Genomic DNA, 19043 nt, shown 5'->3' with positions numbered 1-19043 from the left:
TTACCCGTCGGGGTGCCGGGTAGCGCAGAGAGCATGGAGCGTGGCAACAGCAAGCACGGACCAAGGATCGACGAGCAGATGAGCCAGGAGGTCAGCGGCCTCGTGCAGGGGCCGGGGACCGGTGGCTCACGGGTCGAAGAGTCCCGGGTGCCGGAACCGGCCGGGGAGGACCAGCCGGAGGCGACCACCGCCCCGGCCGGTGAGCTCCGTACCGGGGCACCCAAGGGGATGAGCTCCGAGGACGTCGAGCAGCGCAGCCGGCTCGGCCGGTTCATCACGATGAGCGCCCTGCCCGGCGACCGTGCGGGGCTGGTCGCCAACGCGCGCGACAACGACGCGCCGGACGACATCGTGGCGGCGCTGGAGCGACTGCCCGAAGGCATCCGCTACCAGACGGTCTCCGAGGTCTGGGCCGCACTCGGCAACAAGAACGAGACAACCCGCTGGTGACCGGATCGTCCCCCGATCCGGACGACCGGCGGCCAAAGGAGGTTTCCTGATGAGTGGTGTTACCGAACACGTCGACGTTTCCGTTCCCATTCGCACGGCCTACGACCAGTGGACGCAGTTCGAGGACTTCCCCGAGTTCATGGAGGGCGTGCAGGAGGTCCGGCAGCTCACCGACACGATGACCCACTGGACGGTGGACATCGCCGGAGTGAAGCGCGAGTTCGACGCCGAGATCACCGAGCAGCTCCCCGACGAGCGGGTCGCGTGGCGCTCCACCGGCGGCACCCAGCAGGCCGGCGTGGTGACCTTCCACCGGCTGGACGAGGACAAGACCCGGGTCACCCTCCAGCTCGAGTTCGAGCCGCACGGCGTGGTCGAGCAGGCCGGTGACAAGCTCGGCATCGTCGACCGCCGGGCCAAGGGTGACCTGGAGCGGTTCAAGACGTACATCGAGCGGCGCGGTCAGGAGACCGGCGCCTGGCGGGGCAAGGTCGACCGCCCGCAGCCGTGACCCTCGACGCTCCACGCGATGGCCGCCGGAATCCCCGGCGGCCATCGCCGTGTTCGGGTGCCACCGGCGCGACGGCTGTCCGTTCGGCGGCCGTGCGCCGGGCAGGCTGTGCGCGCGGTGCTGTTTGCGATCATCGCGCCCGGGTACGGCTGATGACATGACCGACGACAACAGGGTGTGGCGCGACGAGGAACGGATTCCGCTGGAGGAACTGGACCGGGCGGTGGCCCGCTCCACCCTCGACGGGCAGTCCGACGACGTCACCGGCAACGACGCCGGTGAAGAGGCCGCGTTCGGGCACGGACCCGAGGCGGCCGACCGCGGCGGTCAGGCCAGGGACGGCGGCCGCGAGCCGACCGACCCGGACCGCGCCTACCGACCGTCCACCACCGGCCGCAGCGGACCGGACTTCGGCTGAACGGGACACTGATTTCGCTGATATCGGGGCATTCCTAACGCCCGGACACCGCGACATCAACGAAACCGAGTCGATCAAGGGACCGCCCGGCTCCACCTACGCGGTGGGGTGAGAGGCGCGTCCGGACTACGCCAGCGTCCCGGGCTGATCCGGACCGGTCGCAGCAGGCACGGACGTACCGGGCACGGACCCACCAGGCCCGGACCCACCAGGCCCAGACTGGCCGGGCACGGACCCGCCGGCCACGGGCTGGTGCGGGCCGGCGGCGGGTCGGCGGGCGCCCAGCTCGTACAGGACGATCAGCGCCAGCGCGAGCACCACGAGGGCGGGGCCCAGCACCTGCACCGACAGTTTGCCGACCAGCACACCGAGCCCGGCGGGTACGAGCGCCGCACCCACGCCGGCGGCGCCGATCTGGAGCCCGATTGCCCGGTCCGCGTGCTCCGCGCCGACCCGGTCGGCGGTGGTGAGGGTGAGCAACGGGAACACCGGCGCGGCGGCGAAGCCGACCACGACCAGGCCGAGCACGGCCAGCGCGGCCGACCCGGGTACGGCGACCAGCGCCGCGCCGACGGCCATGCCGGCGAGGCTGCTCCGCAGTACCAGCCTGGCTCCCAGCCGTTCCGCCACCACGCCCTGCACCACCCGGCCGACGAAGAGGCTGCCCCAGTACGCGGAGACGCAGCCACCGGCCACGGCGGCGCTCAGCCCGCGCCCCTCGGTCAGGAGCAGGAACGCCCACAGGCCGGCGGACACCTCGATGGCCACGTACAGCGCGAAGGCGAGCGCCCCCGACCAGACCGCCGGCAGCCGGAGCGTGGCGCGGACCGGGACGCGGACCGCGGGCGCGGCGGGCGGGGCGCCCGCCTCGGCGGGGGCCGGTACGCGGCGTCGCCAGGCACGCACGGTGAGCGCGAACGCCGCGGCGAGGGCGAGCTGGGCGGCGGCCACGATGCCGTACCCCCAGCGCCAGGCCAGTCCCGCGCTCAGCGCCCCGGTCATGATCAGTGGGCCGATCGCCACACCCAGCCCGAAGAAGGCGTGCATCCAGTTCATGTGGCGCGGGCCGAAGGCCCCTGCGGCGTACGCGTTGAGCCCGGAGTCGATCGCGCCGGAGCCCAGCCCGAGCAGCAGCGCGCAGCCCACGAGCACGGCCAGCCCGGGGCTCACCGCGTACCCGGTGAGCGACAGGCTGGCCAGCAGGGTGCTGCCGGCGAGCAGCGCGCCGACCCCGACCCGGGCCAGCGTGAACCCGGCCAGCACGCTGGAAGTGAGGTAACCGACGGTGCCCGCGGTGAGCAGGAACCCGACCGCCTCGGTCGGTACGCCGAAGTCGGCGCTGATCGAGGGCCAGCCGACGCCGAGCAGGCCGTCGGGCAGGCCGAGACTGACGAAGGCCAGGTAGGCCAGCAGGAGCAGCGAGGCGCGGGGTGGCGCGGGCGTGGTGGACACGGGACACCATCCTGCCGCAGCCGCACCTTACCGCCGGCTCCGGCCGGTCGCGTGCGGCGACAAGAAGTCGTGTCCGGACGGTCGAGAAAACGGACAGCTCATCCAGAATCGGCCGATCGGAGGACGGCAATCCGGTCGGTTCGCGTAAGACTTTCGGGATGCATCAAGGCTCCGGAATCCTCTCCACGCGTCAGCGCCGCCTCGCCTGGCTCGGCTTCCTGCTCGCCGCGCTGCAGGCGCCCGTTTCCGCCTGGCTCGTCTCCGACGAGTCCTGGCTGTTCAGTGTCTGCGTCGCGCTGATGGTGGCCACCGTGATCATCGCGGACGACGCGGCCCGGCGGCGACCGGCCGACACGGCCGGCGACTAGCCCGGCCGGGCCTCGTGCCCCGGTCGGCCCCGGCTGCGGCGTCGCTCCTTCATCTCCGCCTCGTAGAGGTGGCGCCGCCCACCCACCAGTTCCTCACGGGCCTGCCGGTCCAGCTCCTGGAACAGGGCGTAGTAGCCGTCGTCGAAGTCCTCGACGATCTGGAACGTCCACCGACCGGCGATGACGTTGCGGCCCAGCAGTTCGGTGTCGATGCGGTCGGCGAGCTGTGGATGCCCGGCGGCGCGGAACTGTTCCACCGCGTCGTCGAGCATCAGGTCGGCGTGCCCGATCAGCTGGTGCAGCGAATACAGGTGCCCCCGCACCCGCTCCACGCACTCCAGGGCCTCGCTGAGCTTGCCGAGTGCGGCGACCGTCTCGTCACTCACGCCGGGCGGCCGGCGGTGCTGCTCGTCGGGCCCGTCCGCCTGTTGTGCCATCGCCGCCTCCGTGCTCTGTCCCGCCATGTGCCGTGGTTCTCCTGCTGCCCCGTCTGTGCCGGATCAACCCTCGCGGCCAGCCCGTGTCGGCCGGTGGCGTGGCGGACACCCGCCGAGCGGCCGAGGTCGCCCCGGCCGCGGGTCGGTTAGCCTCGGTCACCATGCGTGTGCCGTTCACCCGGGTCGCCACCCGTACCGCCGTCGACTCGGCGCGGTCCAGCCTGGCCGCTCTCACCGTCTCCGTGGGCACCGTCGGGCTCGCCGCCGCGGCCGCCCGGCCCGGGCTGCTGGCGCTGGTCGACCAGCACGCGGCAGCCGTGCGGGACAGCCTCGACGGGGACCGCCGCCCGCTGACGGTCGCGGCGCTCGCCGGCTACGCCGAGGGGGTCCGCGCGGCCGCCGTGGAGCACGGGTGGGCGCCACCGAACGGCCCGGTGGACTGGAGTGAGCCGGAGTGGCTGCTCACGCGGCTGGTCGCGGTCTGCGCGCTGGCCCGCTCGCTCGACCCGTCCTGACCGGCAGACCGCGGGGAGGGCGCCCCGCGCCGTACGCGGAACGCCCTCCCCACTGCTGTGCCGTTCGCCCCGCTACGGGCGGTTCTGCGTCGCCTGCTCGTCGACGCGCGGCATGGCCTGGGTGCGCTCGCCCCCACGGTCGGCCATCTGCCGTTCCACGTCGCCGCGACCGGCGGTGTTGGCCCGCCGGTTCTCCTGCACCGCACGAGCCTCCTCGGCCGCCCGGTTCAGCCAGCCCTCCCACCGGTTCTGCATGGGACGCACCAGGCCACCACCGACACCGATGATCAGGATGCCGGCCACCGTGGCGAGCACGGCGATCAGCACCGGCGTCGTCACCGTGGTGGCGATACCCACCTGGTTGAGCGCGGCGATCACGCCGAGCGCGATGATGAAGATCGCCGTCAGGTCGGCCAGGACCTTGCCGTACGAGAGCCCGCCCAGCGCCCCGGTGACCAGATCCCGGACGGCGTTCGCGATCGCCGCCGCCACGACCACGATGATGATCGCCACGAACGCGCGCGGCAGCCAGGCCACCACGCCGCTGATCAGGTCACTGATCGCGTTGGGTCCCCAGACTCCGAACGCGAACTGCAGCGTGAACAGCAGTACCGCGTAGTACGCCAGTCTGGCGAGGATGTCACTCGCGTCGTACTTCGTTCTCTCCAGTGCCCGTTTGATGCCGCCGCGTTCGACCGCCTCGTCGAAGCGCACCCGTTCCAGCACCGTGTCCACGATCTTCAGGACCGCTCTGGCGATGAGCCAGCCGACCACGAGGATCACGATGAAGGCCACGGCCTTCGGGATGAAGAGCAGCACCGACCTCCAGGTGTCGGCGATGGCGTCGCCGATGTCGGCCTGCCGGACCGCGAGGGTTTTCAGCATGATGTCCCTCCTGTCGCATGGACTGCGCCGGGCGCATACCCGGCCACCGGTTCAGCAGTCCGCGCGGCTCGCCCCAGTTTTTCCGACAAGTCGCCGGACAGGGGTGGTGAACTGCCCGAACGTCCACCAGGCAGGGGCCGGCCGCGACCCGCGGCCATGATCGGATACGCCCGACGGCCGGCCGGCTAGGCTGCGAACATGCCAGGAACGGTCGGGCGAGTCCCCACGCCAGCAACTCGGGTCCCGGGCGAGTCCACCGGGCCGGGCGCTGCCGCCGCCGTCCTCGCCCACGACTGGGCCGGCACCTCGCTCGGCCCACCGGAGGGGTGGGACCCGGCGATCCGGGCCGTGATCGAGCTGATCCTCGCCTCCCCGATGCCGATGGCGCTGGCGTACGGCGACGACCTCGTCCTGCTCTACAACGACGGTTACGCCGACCTGCTGGGCAGCAAGCACCCCACCGCCCTCGGCCGTCCGTCCGCCGAGGTGTACGCCGAGATCTGGGCGCTGCCCGGTGTCGGCGAGGTGATCGAGCGCGCCTACCGGCAGGGCGTGCCGTTCCTGGAGAAGGACAGCATCCTTCCCCTGGTTCGTGACCGCTCGGGCGTGGCCGAGCAGGCGGTCTTCACCCGGAGCTACTCCCCCGTGCACGACAGCGCGGGCCAGATCGTCGGGATGCTGACGGTCGCCGCCGAGACCACCCACGTCACCGAGCAGTTGCAGAGCCTCAGCGAGGTCGCCGCCGCGCTCGCCGGCACCCTCACCCTCGACGACGTGGCCCGGGTGACGCTGCGGTACGCGATCACCACGTTCGACGCCGACCAGGTCGCGTTCGCGGTGGACGAGGGCGGCGGCGGGTGGCGGATGGTGCGCCGGGTACGCGGCGAGCTGATGGACGAGGCCGACGAGCGGCTGCCACCGCTCTGGCGGCGCGTCCCGGCGGACTGGTCGGCCCCGGTGGTGCAGGCGGCCCGCGCGGGCGCGCCGTCGTTCACCCGCGACGGGCAGCCGTTGCGGGAGACCGCCGTGGACCGCCACGACCAGAAGATCCGTTCGCTGGCCGCGCTGCCGCTGGGCACCTCGGTGGTCCGCGGCGGGCTGGCGGTCGGCTACCAGGTGCCGCACAGCTGGTCGGCCGCCGAGCAGGCGTTGCTGGCCGCCTCCGCGGAGCTGATCGGCCAGGCGGCGGAGCGGGCCCGCCGGTTCGAGACCCAGCACGGCACCGCTCAGCTGCTGCAACGCAGCATGCTGCCGGAGAACCTGCCGGACCTGCCCCGGCTGCGGATCGCGGCACGCTACGACCCGGGGGTGGACGGCAACGCGGCCGGCGGGGACTTCTACGACGCGTTCCTGCTGCCCACCGGCGAGCTCGGTGTCGTGCTCGGCGACGTCGCCGGGCACGACGTGCAGGCCGCCGCGCGGATGGGACAGGTCCGGGCGGCGCTACGCGCGCTGGCCCTGGCCGACCCGGCGCCGGACGCGGTGCTGGCCGGGCTGGACCGGCTGGTGACCAGCCTGGGCGTGGAGGCCGGCACGCACGAGCTGTTCGTCACCGTGGTGTTCGGGGTGGTCGACGCGGAGCGGCGGGAGCTGACCCTGGCCAGCGCCGGGCACCCCGCGCCGCTGATCCGCCGCTGCGCCCCGGACGGCCGCTCACACTCGGAGTACGTGGACATGCCGGCCGGGCCTCCGCTGGGGCTCGGTGGCCGGCCGACCACCACCACCGTCGCGTTCCACCCCGGCGACACCCTGCTGCTGTTCAGCGACGGCGTGGTGGAGCGCCGCCGGCAGAGCCTCACCGCCGGACTGGACGCCCTGGGCGACGCGGTCGCCAAGGCCGGCAGCAGCGACCCGCGGGCGCTGTGCGCGGTGGCCACCGCCGCGGTGCCCGGCGGCACCGAGGACGACGTGGCCGTGCTGGCGGTCGAGCACGCGCTCAAGCCGAGCCGCTCCGCGGGCATGGAGGTGCCGGCGGAGCCGACCGCCCCCAGCCGGGTCCGGCACTGGATGACCGGCCAGCTCGCCGAGTGGCAGGTGCCCGAGGCGGTGATCGGTGCGGCGGTGCTGTGCACCAGCGAGCTGACCACCAACGCGCTGCTGCACGCCGGCACCGCCGCCCGGGTGGAGATCGACCTCAGCCCCGAGCGGCTGCTGGTGTCGGTCGCCGATTCCGGCACCCGGGGCACCGTGACCCGGGCCCGCACCGACACGTTGAGCAGTCGCGGGCGCGGGCTCGGCCTGATCGAGCAGCTCAGTGACGCCTGGGGCACCGACCCGACGGTCCGGGGCTCCACGGTCTGGTTCGAGATCCTCATCCCCCCGTCCGGGGGGCGCTGAGGCCGGGGCCGAGCGCGCCGGGCCGGAGGGGTCAGCCGGCCGCCGAGGGGGTAGGAGGACGGCCATGCGTACCGACAGACCCGCAGGGGTCCTCTTCGACGTCGACGGCACGCTGGTCGACACCACGTACCTGCACACGGTGAGCTGGTGGGAGGCACTGCGCCAGACCGGCCAGCCGGTGCCGATGGCGACCGTGCACCGGTCGATCGGGATGGGCTCGGACAAGCTCCTGGACCACCTGCTCGGCCCGGAGCGGGACCGCGACGCCGACGGGAAGCTGCGCGACGCCCACGACACCCTGTACGCCGAGTACTGGGAACGGCTCACGCCGCTGCCCGGGGCGGCGGACCTGCTGCGCGCCTGCGCCGAGCGGGGGCTGCGGGTGGTGCTCGCCACCTCCGCCTCGGAACCCGAGGTGGGCGCGCTGCGCCGGGCGCTCGCCGTCGACGACGTGATCGACACCGTCACCTCGTCGGCGGACGCCAAGCAGAGCAAGCCGGCGCCGGACATCCTGGTCGCCGCGCTGGACCAGTCCGGGCTGGCCGCCGAGCGGGTGGTCTTCGTCGGCGACTCGGTCTGGGACGTGGCCGCCGCCGGCAAGCTCGACATCCCGTGCGTCGGGCTGACCTGCGGCGGCACCAGCCGGGGCGAGCTGGCCGGTGCCGGCGCGGTGGCCGTGTACGACGATCCGGCCGCGCTGCTCGCCACGTTGGACGATTCGGCGGTCACCCGCCCGCGTTGAGGATCACCTCTGTTTCGCCGTACCGGAAAGGCTTACGCGTACGACTGCCGGGGCATGGTCTGTGACCACTGCCCGCGGCCGGCGGGCGTGGTCGGAGGGTGGCACGGTGGAGCCGGTAGATGTGGCGTTCGCGCTGGTGGGCTTGGGCGCCCTGCTCGCAGGGATCCTCCCCCGGGTGCTGGAACGGCGGCCGCTGTCCATGCCGATCGCCTTCCTCGCCCTGGGGATGGTGGTCTTCCTGCTGCCGGTCGGGCTGCCGACACCGGACCCGCTGGCCCACCCGGAGCTGGCCACCCACCTGACCGAGATCGGGGTGATCGTCGCCCTGATGGGCGCCGGGCTCAAGATCGACCGGCCGTTGAGCTGGGCCCGGTGGTCGTCCACCTGGCGGTTGCTGGCCATCGCGATGCCGCTGTGCATCGCGGCGGTGGCGCTGCTCGGCTGGTGGTGGGCCGGGCTGGTGCCGGCCGCCGCGCTGCTGCTGGGCGCCGCGCTGGCGCCGACCGACCCGGTGCTCGCCGCCGACGTGCAGGTCGGGGAACCAACCGACGTGGAGGACTCCGAGGACGAGGTCCGCTTCGCGTTGACCTCCGAGGCCGGCCTCAACGACGGGCTGGCGTTTCCGTTCGTCTACGCGGCCATCGCCATCGCCTCGACCAGTCTCGCCCCGCGCGACTGGCTGGCCGAGTGGCTCGCGGTCGACGTGCTGTGGAAGGTGGGCGTCGGGGTCGGTGGTGGCCTGCTCATCGGCTGGCTGCTCGGCAAGCTGTTCTTCCGGGCGCCCAGCCATCTGCGGTTGGCCCGGCACGCCGAGGGTTTCCTGGCGCTGGCCGCCACGTTCCTGGCGTACGGGCTGGTGGAGGTGGTCGGCGGGTACGGCTTCCTGGCGGTGTTCGTGGCCGCGCGCGCGATCCGGGCCGCCGAGCGGACGCACGAGTTCCACTCGGTGCTGCACGACTTCGCCGAGCAGATCGAACGGCTGCTCACGCTGGTGCTGTTGCTGCTGCTGGGTGGCGCCGTCGTCGGCGGGCTGCTCGGCCCGCTGACCTGGCCGGCCGCGGCGGTCGGGCTGGCGCTGGTGTTCCTGGTCCGGCCGCTGGTGGGCTGGTTGTCGCTGCGGGGTGCGCCGGGCCGGCCGGCGGAGCACTGGGTGATCTCGCTGTTCGGCATTCGCGGGGTGGGGTCGTTCTACTACCTCGCGTACGCCACGACGGAGGCCGACTTCCCGGAGGCGGAGCTGCTCTGGGCCACCGTCGGGCTGGTGGTGCTCGTCTCCGTGGTGGTGCACGGCGTCGCGGCGACCCCGGTCATGCAGTTGCTGGACCGGGCGGGCGAACGGACCTCCGACCCGGCCGAACGGGACGCGTCCGCCGAGCCCGTCGCCACCGCCGGGCACACCTGATCGCCCCGGGAGGACCAGCGGTCAGGTGAGGCGGGCGACCAGGGCGCGGCCGAGGTCCCGGCCGGAGCGCCACGCGCTCTGCACCCGCGGCTTGCCGAACGCGTCGCCGGCCAGGCCGATCCCGTCGGCGTCCAGGTGGTAGGTGTCGTCGCCGGCGTTCGTGACCGGCCTCGCGTACGTCCAGCGGTGCACGTGCACGTCGGTGGCCGTGTCGGGCAGCCCCAGCACGTCCCGGACCGCCTGCTCGATCGCCGGAGCGGCCCCGGTGGGCTGCGCCAGGTGGCCGGCGGCGAACTCCGGCACGGTGTGCGCCACCAGCACCGGCGCGCCGTCGCCCCGCCGGTCGCCGTCGTCGCAGATCAGGCTGAGCACCGGGTGGCCGTTGACGAACGCGCCCCGGAAGTCCGACCAGCGTCGGGTCGGGAAGCGCAGGACGGCGGCCAGCGACGGCGACCACCGCTGCGACTGCACGACCCGGGTGGCGTCGGCCAGGGCCGGATCGAGCAGCAGGGCGGCCTGCGGGCCGGGCATGGCCAGCGCGACCGCCGCACACGGCTGGCCGTCCACCGTCGGCCCGGGATCGACGGTGAGCACCAACCGGTCGACGGTCACGGGCACCGGCTCGGCGAGGTGTTCGACCAGTGAACGCAGCCCGCGCGGCGCGGCGAAGCGCATCGGTCCGGGCACGTCCTGGCGCCCGTCCGGGTCGTACGCCTGGAAGGTGTCGGTCCACTCGCGGACCAGGCCGGCGGCGCGCCACCGCTCGACCACCGCGGCGAAGTCCGGGTCGCTGGCGGTGAAGTACGCGGCGCCGATGTCGGCGGGCCGACCCCCGAAGCGTTTGCTGGCCATCCGGCCACCGCGGACGTGCCCCCGCTCGCGGACCTGCACAGGCACCCCGGCCGCGGCCAGTTCCACCGCACAGGCCACCCCGGCGATACCCGCCCCGACCACCACCACAGCCGACCGGTCCGCGCTCATCCGGTGATCGTAGATGCGGCGGGTGTGCCGGGCCGGCATGAACCGGCGGTGATCGGGGTACTGGCACACCTGTTCGAAGAAAGGGTGATGACGATGACCGACCGCAGCAACGAGCAGGCCGACCCGCGCGGCGCGATCAAGGACCCGAACGAGTGGGTGACCGGCGACGAGCCGCCCACCGCGGCCCAGGAGTCCTACCTGGCGACCCTCGCCCGGGAGGCGGACGCGGAGCTGCCGGACGACCTGACGAAGGCCGAGGCGTCCAAGCGGATCGACGAGCTCCAGGCCGAGACCGGCCGAGGCCAGTAGAAATCTCCCGCGATCCCGCACGTCCTGACCGGGGACATCGGCGACAGGACGTGCGGGATCGCCGGGGAGGGCGGGGTCAGCGGCGCGGGAGGCGGTGCAGCTCCACCTCGGTCAACCGGCCGGCGCTGACCGTGGCGGTGAGGTAGGTGGCGTGGGGTTGGGAGCGGCGGTCGGTGGGTGAGCCGGGGTTGAGCAGGCGCAGGCCGCCGGGCGCCTCGGTGTCCCACGGGATGTGCGAGTGCCCGAAGACCAGCAGGTCGACGTCGGGAAAGCGGGCCGCGCACCGCTGCTCACGGCCGGTCCGGGGGCCGGTCTCGTGCACCACGGCCACCCGCAGGCCGTCCAGGTCGGCCCGGGCCACCTCCGGCAGCCGGGCGCGCAGCGCCGGGCCGTCGTTGTTGCCGTACACCCCGATCAACCGGCGCGAGCGCGCGAGCATCGCGTCGAGCAGCGGCTCGTCCACCCAGTCGCCGGCGTGCAGGACCACGTCCGCCGTCTCGATCGCGCTCCAGAGCGGCCCGGGCAGATCCCGGGCCCGCTTCGGTAGGTGGGTGTCCGCCGTGAGCACCAGCCGCATCCCGGCATTCTCCCCCGATCCCCGGCCATCCACCCGGGGACGCGGGCGGATGGCCGGGATCCTCCTCCGAGGTCCCGGTTCCGGGGGCGACGCGACGTCGGACGCCCCCGGAGAACGGGTACGGAGTCGATCAGCCGCCGGTCACGGCAGGGCCCAGCGCTGCGCCCCGGAGCCGTTGCAGGTCCAGATCTGGAGTTGCCGGCCGTCGGTGAGGTCGGAGCCGGGGATGTCCAGGCAGCGCCCGGACTGCGGGTTGCGCAGGCTGCCGTCCGCCTGGGCGGCCCACTGCTGCGCCCCGGTGCCGTTGCAGTCGTAGAGCTGCACGAGGGTGCCGTCGGTGGTGCCGCTGCTCTTCACGTCCATGCACTTGCCGAGCCCTCGCACGGTGCCGTCGCCGGGCAGGGTCCAACGCTGGGCGCCGGAGGCGTTGCAGGTCCAGGTCTGCACCCTGGTGCCGTTGGCGGTCTGGCTGGAGGCGATGTCCGCGCACTTGCCGAGCGCCTTGATCTCCCCGGTGCGCGCCCCGCCGGTGCCGACCCCGGGGCCGGTGAAGGTGTAGCTGTCCACGTCCAGCAGCGCGCCGCTGCCTCCGGTGAAGACCAGGTACAGGTCGTGGGTGCCGTCGTCCGGCTTGGTCACGGTGGCGGTCAACTCGGTGTAGTTGTCCCAGCCGCCGGTGTTCGGCACCGCGATCCGGGCGACCTCGGCGCCGGTCGGTGAGTCGTACCGGAAGGAGAGGGTGCCCCCGGGGCCGCCCGAGGAGACGCGCGCCCGGACCCCGGTGATCCCCTTGAGGCTCACCGCGTGGTGTCGGACGTTCTCGCCGTTCTGGATGTCCCCCAGTCGCCGGCCGCCCTCGGCCGCCGCCTGGTCGATCACCGTGGGCCCGTTGAGCTGTACGACGTGCTCCGCCTGCCACTGCTTCGGGTAGAGGCTGATCTCCTTCTCCCCGGTCAGTGCCGCCGAGCCGGCCGCGCCCCTGTCGGTGTAGCTGCCCCGCAGCACGAAGAACAGCACCGAGTCGGGGCCGGCGTGCACCGGACCGGTGTTGAAGGTGGCGCCACAGCCGGTACCCTCCCCCTCCTCGTGGGCGTGCTCCTGGTGCCCGAGCGCGGCCCGGACGACCACCGCGGAGCAGGCGGGAGTGCCGTCCTGCGGGTCGCTGGCCGTGGCGCTGAGCGTCAGGTCCTGCCCCCAGTCGAAGAGCCCGCCGGCGGGCAGCCCGTTCAGCGTGACCGTCGGGCGGTTGTTGCCCACCACCACCGGCACAAGGGTGGTCGCGCTGCGGCCGGTGCCGTCGCTGACGGTGAGCCGGGCGCTGTAGCTGCCGTTGGCGGCGTACGTGAACGAGGGGTTCGCCGCGGTCGAGTCGGTGCTGCCGTTGTTGGTGAAGTCCCAGGCGTAGCTCAGCGGGTCGCCGTCCGGGTCGGAACTGCCGGCGCTGGAGAAGCTGACCGCGAGGGGCGCCAGCCCGTTGTCCCGGTTCACGCTGGCCCTGGCCACCGGCGACCGGCCGCCCTGGACGTAGTTAATTTTGTAGAGCCCGGCGTCGACGGCGCCGGAGAAGTAGCCGCTGCCGTACTCCAGCAGGTAGAGCGAGCCGTCCGGGCCGAACTGCCAGTCGATCGGGTGGACGAGCTTCATGCCGGCGAGCACGGGCTCGATGACCGTCGGCGCGCCGGTGGCCGGGTTGCCGTTGTCGAACTGGACCTCCTTGATCCAGTTGCGGCAGTACTCGGAGATCAGCCACTTGTTGTCGTAGTAGGCCGGCCACTTCACGTCCGAGGCGAGGTTCGGGTCGTAGTGGTAGACCTCGACGTGGTTGGGCGAGCCGCAACCGCCCGGGTTGTCCAGCGCGGGCCAGTCGTCACTGCCGCCGTGCTGCTCCCAGACCAGAGCGGGCTTCGTCGGCGGGAGCTGCTGGAGGCCGGTGTTGCGGGGTGAGTTGTTGACCGGGCCCGCCGAGCCGCCGCACGGGAACCAGCCGCGCGGCGAGGCGGTGGCGAAGTCCCAGTCGTTGTAGGCCACGTTCGGGCCGCCGCAGTACGGCCAGCCGTAGTTGCCGGGCCCGGCCGCCCGGTTGAACTCGTCGTACGCCGCCGGGCCGCGGTTGGCGACGTCGGCGCCGGCGTCCGGGCCGACCTCTCCCCAGTAGAGGGTGTTGCCGGCCTTGCGGTCCACCCAGATCCGGTAGGGGTTGCGCACGCCCATCACGTAGATCTCCGGGCGGGTCCTCGCGGTGCCGGGGGCGAAGAGGTTGCCGGCCGGGACGGTGTAGCTGCCGTCGTTCTCCGGGTGAATCCGGTTGATCTTGCCGCGCAGGTCGTTGGTGCTGCCGGAGGTGCGCTGCGCGTCGTACTGCGGGTTGCGGCTGGTCCGCTCGTCGATCGGCGCCATACCGGCGGAGTCGCCACCGGAGTTGGTGTTGTCGCCGACGGCGAAGTAGAGGTTGCCGGCGGTGTCCCAGCTCATCGAGCCGGCCGAATGGCAGCACAGGTCCCGCTCGGTGGGCCACTCGACGAGCATGTCCTCGCTGGCCGGGTCGAGCAGCAGCGTGGAAGGGTTGAAGGTGAACCGGCTGATGCGGTTGACCAGGGGCGTGACCTTGGGCGAGTAGAACAGGTACACCCACCGGTTGGTGGCGAAGCTCGGGTGCAGGGTGATGCCGACCAGGCCGTCCTCGAAGCGGGCGTCCAGGGCCAGGGTCAGCGCGACCGTCGTGGACTGCGTCGCCGGGTTGTAGAGGCGGACCTGACCGCCGCCGTTGCTGGTTCCCCGGTTGATGTAGAAGACCTTGCCGTCTGCGGCGACGGCCAGCTCGATGGGCTCGCCCATGGACAGTCCGCCGTCGAGGGCGACCTTCTCGAAGCCGGCGGTGGGCGGTGGGGCGAGGGCCGCCTGCGCGGCGGCGGCGACCGGGCGTTCGGTGCTGGGGCGGGCGGTCGCCGACGGCGCGAAGCCGAGGGTGACCAGCACGGAGAGCACGGTGGCGGCGACGAGGGAACGTCGGCGTCGAGTGCGTGACACGAGACCTCCAGGTGTCCGGGGGATCTCGGTGCCGCTCCCGCCGACTGGAGGAGCACCGCATGGGTGTCCCGGACATTAACGTCTTTCACTGGAGAGCGACAGAACTTCGATTCAATGAATCGAAAGTCGTCAAGATTTGTGCGAAAGGAGGACCCTCAGGAGCGCATCGGGGTGAAGTGCGACGGCGGCATGCCCCGGTCGCGCAGCGCCGGGTCCCGCTCGACGTCGGTGAGCTGACCGGCGGCGTTGATGAGGCCGATGTGCGAGAACGCCTGGGGGAAGTTGCCCAACTGCTCCCCGGTCAGCGGGTCGATCTGCTCGGCGAACAGGCCGAGGTCGTTGACCCGAGCGGCCAGCCTGCCGAACAGCTCGTGGGCCCGGTCGCGCTCGCCGCCGAGCGCCAGGCACCCCACCAGCCAGAACGAGCAGATGACGAAGCCCGCCGGGTCACCGTCCCAGCGCCGCAGCAGGCCGTCGTGGGACAGCCGCTGCTCGACCGCGCGGACCGTCGACCGCATCCGCGGGTCGTCGGCCCGCAGGAAACCCACCAGCGGCATGACCAGGACCGAGGCGTCCAGGTCGTCGGAATCGAAACTTCCGGTGTACGCGCCGAGCCGGTCGCTCCACCCCCGCTCGAGCACCGTCGCGCGCACCTCGTCGCGGGCGGCCGCCCAGCGCGCCACGTCATCCGGCCCGCCGAGCTGGTCGCCGAAGCGGACCGCCCGGTCCAGCGCCACCCAGCACTGCACCTTGGAGGACACGTGATGGTGTTCGATCCCGCGCTCCTCCCACATGCCCGCGTCCGGCCGCTTCCAGTCGATGACGGCCTGGTCGGCGAGCACCCGCAGCACCTGGCGCACGTCCGGCTGCATCGGCTCCAACTTGTCGCGCATCAGCCAGGCGGCGTCCAGCGCCTCGCCGAAGATGTCGGTCTGCCGCTGCCGCCACGCGTCGTTGCCGATCAGCACCGGCGGGCTGTCGCGGTACCCGGCGAGCTGGTCCAGGCGATGCTCCGTGAGGTCCCGCTCACCCTGCACCCCGTACATGATCGGCACCGGCTGGTCGCCGATCCGGCCCATCGCCCGGCTCACCCAGGAGAACTGCCGCTGCACCTCGTCCCAGCAGGCCGTCCGCCACAGCGCACGCAGGGTGAGACTGAAGTCGCGCACCCAGACGTAACGGTAGTCGTAGTTCCGGTTCCCGCCGAGCTTCTCCGGCAGCGAGGTCGTCGCCGCGGCCACCACCGCCCCGCTGGGCCGGTACGTCATGCCCTGCACCACCAGCGCGCTGCGCCGCACCTGCTCCGGGTAGCACCCCTCGTAGGGGTGCTCTCGCGTCCAGGACCGCCACCCGGCGACCGTGTCGGCGATCGTCCGGTCGGCGTCCGGCACCTCCGGCGGCGGGGCGTCGTAGGTCGGGGCGTACCCGAGGGTGAAGTTGTGCACCGAGCCGGCGCGGGCCGTGAACGTCCCGCTGGCCTCGCCGTCGCCACAGCCGAGCGGCACGCTGCCGCGCAGCGTGAGCCGGGCGGCCCCGGCGATGGCCTCCAGCGTGCCGTCCCGTTCCACCAGGAACGCGGTGGTCCGGCCGTACTCGAAGCGGGGTCGGTAGTGCAGCCGCATCGGGACCTCGCCGGAGAGGCTCTGCACGCTGCGGACCAGCACCTGCGGCGAGCGCAGACCGATGTCGTGCCCGCGCGAGCCGAACTCGAAGGCGAGCGCGTCGGTCAGCGCCACCTCGCCCTGCCCGGTACGGAAGACGGTCCGCAGCACCAGGGTGTCGTCGAGGTAGCAGCGCTCGACGCTGAACTCACCCTCCGGTTGGATCGACCAGTGCCCGGCGTCCTCGTCGAGCAGCCGCCCGAACACCGACGGCGCGTCGAACCGGCCCGGGCACCACCAGTTCACCGAGCCGGAGCGGTCCACCAGCGCCGCGCTGCGGCCGTCGGCGAGGAAGCCGTGGTCGCTGATCTGTCCGCTCTTCACCCGGCTACCTACCCGGGGTGTCCGTGCGCATTCCTGCCGGTGGATCGGCATCCACGGCGGTGGCTGGCGTTACCGGTCGGCGTCGGCGGGAACCCGGGCGGTTGACGAGGGAGGATGCTCATGACGTCAGCTTCGGGGCCGGCCGCCTGGCGGCCCGGCACACAGGGGGGCGACCTGCTGCCGTCCGGACCGGCCGGCCGCCCGTCGGCGCCGTCCGGTGACGGTCACGGGCCGGTGATGGGGCCGCCCACCGTGACGATCGGGTCGTATCCGGACTATCCGTCCGCACAGCGGGTGGTCGACTATCTCGCCGACAACCGTTTCCCGGTGGAGCACACCGCCATCGTCGGCACCAACCTCACGCTCGTGGAGACGGTGCTCGGGCGGATGACCACCGGCCGCGCCGCCCTGCTCGGCGCCGGCACCGGCGCCTGGTTCGGGCTCTTCATCGGCCTGCTGTTCGGCATCTTCACGGTCGGCAACTGGCTGGCGGTGATCCTGGTCGGGCTGGTCATCGGCGCGATCTGGGGTGCCGTCTTCGGCGCGGTCGCGCACGCCATGACCGGCGGGCAGCGGGACTTCACCTCGGCCAGCTCACTGCGCGCCGGCCAGTACGCGGTGATCGTCGACGCGCAGCTCGTCGACCAGGCCCGGCAGGTGCTGGGCCGGATGCAGATGTCCGGGTCGACCACGAACCCTGGCTGAGCCACCGGTTCGACCGGCCGTCCCGGCAGCGCGCCGGGGCGGCCGTCAGCCGTGGTACGCCAGCTCGCCGGCCCGCAGCGGCACCTCGACCCGGTTCTCCGGAGGCGCCAGCGGGCAGGCCCAGCGGTCGTCGTACGCACAGCTCGGGTTGTAGAGGTAGTTGGCGTCGAGCCGGACCCGATCGCCGGGCAGCAGCTCGACACCCCGGCCGAAGGTGCCCTTCACCGTGTCGGTGAGGTACCGCCCCCCGCCGTAGGTCTCCCGCCCGCAGGTGCCGTCGCGCAGCGGCACGAACAGCCCGCCCCCGTACGCCTCGATCCACCAGAGGGTCAGCGGCCCCCACGGCGTGTCGGCCACCGCGACCCGCCGGTACGCGATCACGCCGTCCGGGCCGCCGGTGTCCACCCGCAGCTCGCCGCTGGCCGGGCGCAGTGGCGCCTCCACCACGGCCTCCGGGTTCGCCGGGAAGTACCGCACGCCGCGAAAGCCGGACCGTTGGGCCGGCGGGATCGGGCTCTGCGGGTGGGTGGTGAAGAGCGTGTCGCGGCCGGCCCGGAACCCGGCGAGGTCACCGTCGGACAGGTACAGCCGGGCCACGCGCTCGCGCCAGTCGGCCAGCTCCAGATCGTCCACGTCACGAGCCTAGGCGGTCGTCAGCCGCCCCTCTCGCCTGGTTGCCGGGTTGGCGCTCACGCCGGTGGCCAGTTGCGGAGGACGGCGTCGAGGGCGTCGAGGGCCCTGGACCACGAGTCGTCCGTGGCGCGGGGGGTGTGGCGGAACCCGCCGGTCCTCTCCAGGCTCACGAAGCCGTGGAAGGTGCTGTGCATCATCCGGACCGCGTCGGTCTGGTCGGGCTCGGGCAGCCGGTAGCCGCGCAGGATCGCCCGTGTCATCTCCGCGTGCCGGACGCCGGCGCTCGCGGCCGCCGTCTCCGGGTCCAGGTCGATCTGCATCGCGGCGTACCGGCCCGGGTGCCGCCTCGCGTAGTCGCGGTAGGCGTTGGCGAACGCCACCAGCGCGTCCTTGCCGGCACGACCGGCGAGCGCGGCGGCGACCCGGTCGGCGAGCTCGGCGAGGGCCAGCAGGGCAACCCGGACCCGCAGGTCCCGCGCGTTCCTGATGTGGAAGTACAGACTCGCGTCCTTCACGCCGAAATGGCGTGCGAGCGCCGCGACCGTCACGTTCTCCAGGCCGATCTCGTCGGCGAGATCCGCCGCGACCACGGTCAGGCGGTCGGCGGTCACCCCGGCACGTGCCATGTCCCACACCCCAAAACTAGCCCTCTTAATCGTTTGCCTAGGAGAGCTAGGCTACTACCTATGCTAGCGATTACCGAGCGGGACATCCGCGCGTCCTTCGTCAACTGCACACAGGGCGAGGCGAAGCGGCTGGCCGTACCGAACGATCTGCCCGCGCGCCCCTGGGACGACCTCGACTTCCTCGGGTGGCGGGACCCCGCCGCGACCCAGCGGGCCTACCTGGTCGCCGAGTCCGGCGCCGGGCTCGTCGGGGTGGCGCTGCGGGTCGCTCCGCAGCAGACCGGGCGCGTCCGGCGCAGCATGTGCTCGTTGTGCCTGACCACCCACACCGGGGACGGCGTCTCGCTGATGACCGCCCGCAAGGCCGGGCGGGACGGGCGGCAGGGCAACTCCGTGGGTGCCTACATCTGCTCCGACCTGGCCTGCTCGCTCTACCTGCGGGGCAGGAAGGAGGCGGGGCGCCGCATCGACGAGACCATCACCCTGGCCGAGAAGATCGACCGCACCACGAGCCACCTCGCCGCCTTCCTGCGCAAGGTGGCCGAGTGAGGGCGGGGCTCCGTCGCGGCCGCAGCGACCTGGCGTGCCGCTCTCTGCCTCCGGCGAGGCCCCCGCTCCGGCGGGACACGGGCGGACGGGTCGGGGTCGCGGACGAGCCTGATACCTCAGAGGCATTTTTATAC

Annotated in this window: 20 protein-coding genes; 11 read left to right on the top strand and 9 right to left on the bottom strand. The window is 73.0% G+C overall.

All coding sequences use genetic code 11. The annotated features are described in order from the left end of the window. Positions 1–33 precede the first annotated feature (33 nt). From DKT68_RS20590 to DKT68_RS20580, 3 genes are all read left to right on the top strand, one after another. The gene (locus tag DKT68_RS20590) at positions 34–450 is read left to right on the top strand and encodes a DUF2795 domain-containing protein (RefSeq protein ID WP_109819036.1); all 417 of its coding nucleotides are present in this window, start codon (positions 34–36) and stop codon (positions 448–450) included. Positions 451–499: 49 nt separating this feature from the next. Beyond that, the gene (locus DKT68_RS20585; RefSeq protein ID WP_109819035.1) at positions 500–961 is read left to right on the top strand and encodes an SRPBCC family protein; all 462 of its coding nucleotides are present in this window, start codon (positions 500–502) and stop codon (positions 959–961) included. A gap of 157 nt (positions 962–1118) precedes the next feature. Then, positions 1119–1379, top strand: coding sequence for a hypothetical protein (locus DKT68_RS20580; RefSeq protein WP_109819034.1), 261 nt, complete (start codon positions 1119–1121; stop codon positions 1377–1379). Between the two features lie 126 nt (positions 1380–1505). Here the strand turns inward: DKT68_RS20580 and DKT68_RS20575 are convergent, their stop codons facing one another. Further along, positions 1506–2831, bottom strand: a complete 1326-nt coding sequence (locus DKT68_RS20575) for an MFS transporter (RefSeq protein WP_236646996.1) — start codon at positions 2829–2831, stop codon at positions 1506–1508. Between the two features lie 158 nt (positions 2832–2989). Between DKT68_RS20575 and DKT68_RS20570 the strand changes: the two genes are divergently transcribed. Further along, positions 2990–3199 (top strand): hypothetical protein, encoded by a 210-nt coding sequence (locus DKT68_RS20570; protein ID WP_109819033.1) that lies wholly within the window; start codon positions 2990–2992, stop codon positions 3197–3199. On the opposite strand, the gene DKT68_RS20565 is transcribed toward DKT68_RS20570, so the two are convergent. Then, positions 3196–3636 carry a hypothetical protein gene (locus tag DKT68_RS20565; RefSeq protein ID WP_109819069.1) on the bottom strand — a complete coding sequence of 147 codons (441 nt, stop codon included), beginning with the start codon at positions 3634–3636 and terminating at the stop codon, positions 3196–3198. The two genes, DKT68_RS20570 and DKT68_RS20565, sit on opposite strands and share 4 nt — an antisense overlap. Before the next feature lie 161 nt (positions 3637–3797). Here DKT68_RS20565 and DKT68_RS20560 point away from each other — a divergent pair, with 161 nt between their 5' ends. Then, positions 3798–4151, top strand: a complete 354-nt coding sequence (locus DKT68_RS20560) for a DUF6401 family natural product biosynthesis protein (protein WP_109819068.1) — start codon at positions 3798–3800, stop codon at positions 4149–4151. Between the two features lie 72 nt (positions 4152–4223). Here DKT68_RS20560 and DKT68_RS20555 read toward each other — a convergent pair whose 3' ends face one another. Beyond that, positions 4224–5036, bottom strand: coding sequence for a mechanosensitive ion channel family protein (locus DKT68_RS20555; RefSeq protein WP_109819032.1), 813 nt, complete (start codon positions 5034–5036; stop codon positions 4224–4226). Between the two features lie 198 nt (positions 5037–5234). Between DKT68_RS20555 and DKT68_RS20550 the strand changes: the two genes are divergently transcribed. From DKT68_RS20550 to DKT68_RS20540, 3 genes are all read left to right on the top strand, one after another. Further along, positions 5235–7373: an ATP-binding SpoIIE family protein phosphatase gene (locus tag DKT68_RS20550; RefSeq protein WP_109819031.1), complete on the top strand. Its 2139-nt coding sequence runs from the start codon at positions 5235–5237 to the stop codon at positions 7371–7373. 64 nt (positions 7374–7437) lie between these two features. Then, on the top strand, positions 7438–8115 hold the full coding sequence (locus DKT68_RS20545; RefSeq protein ID WP_109819030.1) for an HAD family hydrolase: 678 nt from the start codon (positions 7438–7440) through the stop codon (positions 8113–8115). A 106-nt stretch (positions 8116–8221) separates the two neighbouring features. Further along, positions 8222–9517 (top strand): cation:proton antiporter domain-containing protein, encoded by a 1296-nt coding sequence (locus tag DKT68_RS20540; RefSeq protein WP_109819067.1) that lies wholly within the window; start codon positions 8222–8224, stop codon positions 9515–9517. Between the two features lie 21 nt (positions 9518–9538). On the opposite strand, the gene DKT68_RS20535 is transcribed toward DKT68_RS20540, so the two are convergent. Beyond that, positions 9539–10477, bottom strand: a complete 939-nt coding sequence (locus DKT68_RS20535; protein ID WP_201749123.1) for an NAD(P)/FAD-dependent oxidoreductase — start codon at positions 10475–10477, stop codon at positions 9539–9541. 114 nt (positions 10478–10591) lie between these two features. Here DKT68_RS20535 and DKT68_RS20530 point away from each other — a divergent pair, with 114 nt between their 5' ends. Continuing rightward, a complete protein-coding gene (locus DKT68_RS20530) occupies positions 10592–10807 on the top strand; it encodes a DUF3072 domain-containing protein (RefSeq protein WP_201749121.1) in 216 nt (71 codons plus the stop codon). A 76-nt stretch (positions 10808–10883) separates the two neighbouring features. On the opposite strand, the gene DKT68_RS20525 is transcribed toward DKT68_RS20530, so the two are convergent. From DKT68_RS20525 to DKT68_RS20515, 3 genes are all read right to left on the bottom strand, one after another. After that, positions 10884–11384 carry a metallophosphoesterase family protein gene (locus DKT68_RS20525; RefSeq protein ID WP_109819028.1) on the bottom strand — a complete coding sequence of 167 codons (501 nt, stop codon included), beginning with the start codon at positions 11382–11384 and terminating at the stop codon, positions 10884–10886. A 141-nt stretch (positions 11385–11525) separates the two neighbouring features. Then, positions 11526–14411, bottom strand: coding sequence for a ricin-type beta-trefoil lectin domain protein (locus tag DKT68_RS20520; RefSeq protein ID WP_146218406.1), 2886 nt, complete (start codon positions 14409–14411; stop codon positions 11526–11528). A 155-nt stretch (positions 14412–14566) separates the two neighbouring features. Beyond that, entirely contained in the window at positions 14567–16396 is a 1830-nt protein-coding gene (locus tag DKT68_RS20515) for a glycoside hydrolase family 15 protein (protein ID WP_109819026.1), read from the bottom strand. Positions 16397–16633: 237 nt separating this feature from the next. On the opposite strand from DKT68_RS20515, the gene DKT68_RS20510 reads away from it, so the two are divergent. Next, entirely contained in the window at positions 16634–17101 is a 468-nt protein-coding gene (locus tag DKT68_RS20510) for a general stress protein (protein ID WP_201749122.1), read from the top strand. A 45-nt stretch (positions 17102–17146) separates the two neighbouring features. On the opposite strand, the gene DKT68_RS20505 is transcribed toward DKT68_RS20510, so the two are convergent. Together DKT68_RS20505 and DKT68_RS20500 are read right to left on the bottom strand one after the other, a co-directional pair. Continuing rightward, complete coding sequence (locus DKT68_RS20505) at positions 17147–17734, bottom strand: DUF1684 domain-containing protein (protein WP_109819024.1); 588 nt, start codon at positions 17732–17734, stop codon at positions 17147–17149. Between the two features lie 56 nt (positions 17735–17790). Then, positions 17791–18360 (bottom strand): TetR/AcrR family transcriptional regulator, encoded by a 570-nt coding sequence (locus tag DKT68_RS20500; protein WP_109819023.1) that lies wholly within the window; start codon positions 18358–18360, stop codon positions 17791–17793. Positions 18361–18420: 60 nt separating this feature from the next. On the opposite strand from DKT68_RS20500, the gene DKT68_RS20495 reads away from it, so the two are divergent. Next, on the top strand, positions 18421–18909 hold the full coding sequence (locus tag DKT68_RS20495) for an FBP domain-containing protein (RefSeq protein ID WP_109819022.1): 489 nt from the start codon (positions 18421–18423) through the stop codon (positions 18907–18909). Positions 18910–19043: the final 134 nt, after the last annotated feature.

The organism is Micromonospora acroterricola, from assembly GCF_003172955.1.
In the GTDB taxonomy this organism is placed as follows: Bacteria; Actinomycetota; Actinomycetes; order Mycobacteriales; family Micromonosporaceae; genus Micromonospora; species Micromonospora acroterricola.
Note: the sequence above shows the minus strand (reverse complement) of the source record. Positions and strands in the feature narration are given on the sequence as shown.

Coding starts and splice junctions, on each gene's coding strand:
- DKT68_RS20590 (WP_109819036.1), top strand. CDS start 34: ATGGAGCGTGGCAACAGCAAGCACGGACCAAGGATCGACGAGCAGATG.
- DKT68_RS20585 (WP_109819035.1), top strand. CDS start 500: ATGAGTGGTGTTACCGAACACGTCGACGTTTCCGTTCCCATTCGCACG.
- DKT68_RS20580 (WP_109819034.1), top strand. CDS start 1,119: ATGACCGACGACAACAGGGTGTGGCGCGACGAGGAACGGATTCCGCTG.
- DKT68_RS20570 (WP_109819033.1), top strand. CDS start 2,990: ATGCATCAAGGCTCCGGAATCCTCTCCACGCGTCAGCGCCGCCTCGCC.
- DKT68_RS20565 (WP_109819069.1), bottom strand. CDS start 3,636: ATGGCACAACAGGCGGACGGGCCCGACGAGCAGCACCGCCGGCCGCCC.
- DKT68_RS20560 (WP_109819068.1), top strand. CDS start 3,798: ATGCGTGTGCCGTTCACCCGGGTCGCCACCCGTACCGCCGTCGACTCG.
- DKT68_RS20555 (WP_109819032.1), bottom strand. CDS start 5,036: ATGCTGAAAACCCTCGCGGTCCGGCAGGCCGACATCGGCGACGCCATC.
- DKT68_RS20550 (WP_109819031.1), top strand. CDS start 5,235: ATGCCAGGAACGGTCGGGCGAGTCCCCACGCCAGCAACTCGGGTCCCG.
- DKT68_RS20545 (WP_109819030.1), top strand. CDS start 7,438: ATGCGTACCGACAGACCCGCAGGGGTCCTCTTCGACGTCGACGGCACG.
- DKT68_RS20530 (WP_201749121.1), top strand. CDS start 10,592: ATGACCGACCGCAGCAACGAGCAGGCCGACCCGCGCGGCGCGATCAAG.
- DKT68_RS20525 (WP_109819028.1), bottom strand. CDS start 11,384: ATGCGGCTGGTGCTCACGGCGGACACCCACCTACCGAAGCGGGCCCGG.
- DKT68_RS20510 (WP_201749122.1), top strand. CDS start 16,634: ATGGGGCCGCCCACCGTGACGATCGGGTCGTATCCGGACTATCCGTCC.
- DKT68_RS20500 (WP_109819023.1), bottom strand. CDS start 18,360: ATGGCACGTGCCGGGGTGACCGCCGACCGCCTGACCGTGGTCGCGGCG.
- DKT68_RS20495 (WP_109819022.1), top strand. CDS start 18,421: ATGCTAGCGATTACCGAGCGGGACATCCGCGCGTCCTTCGTCAACTGC.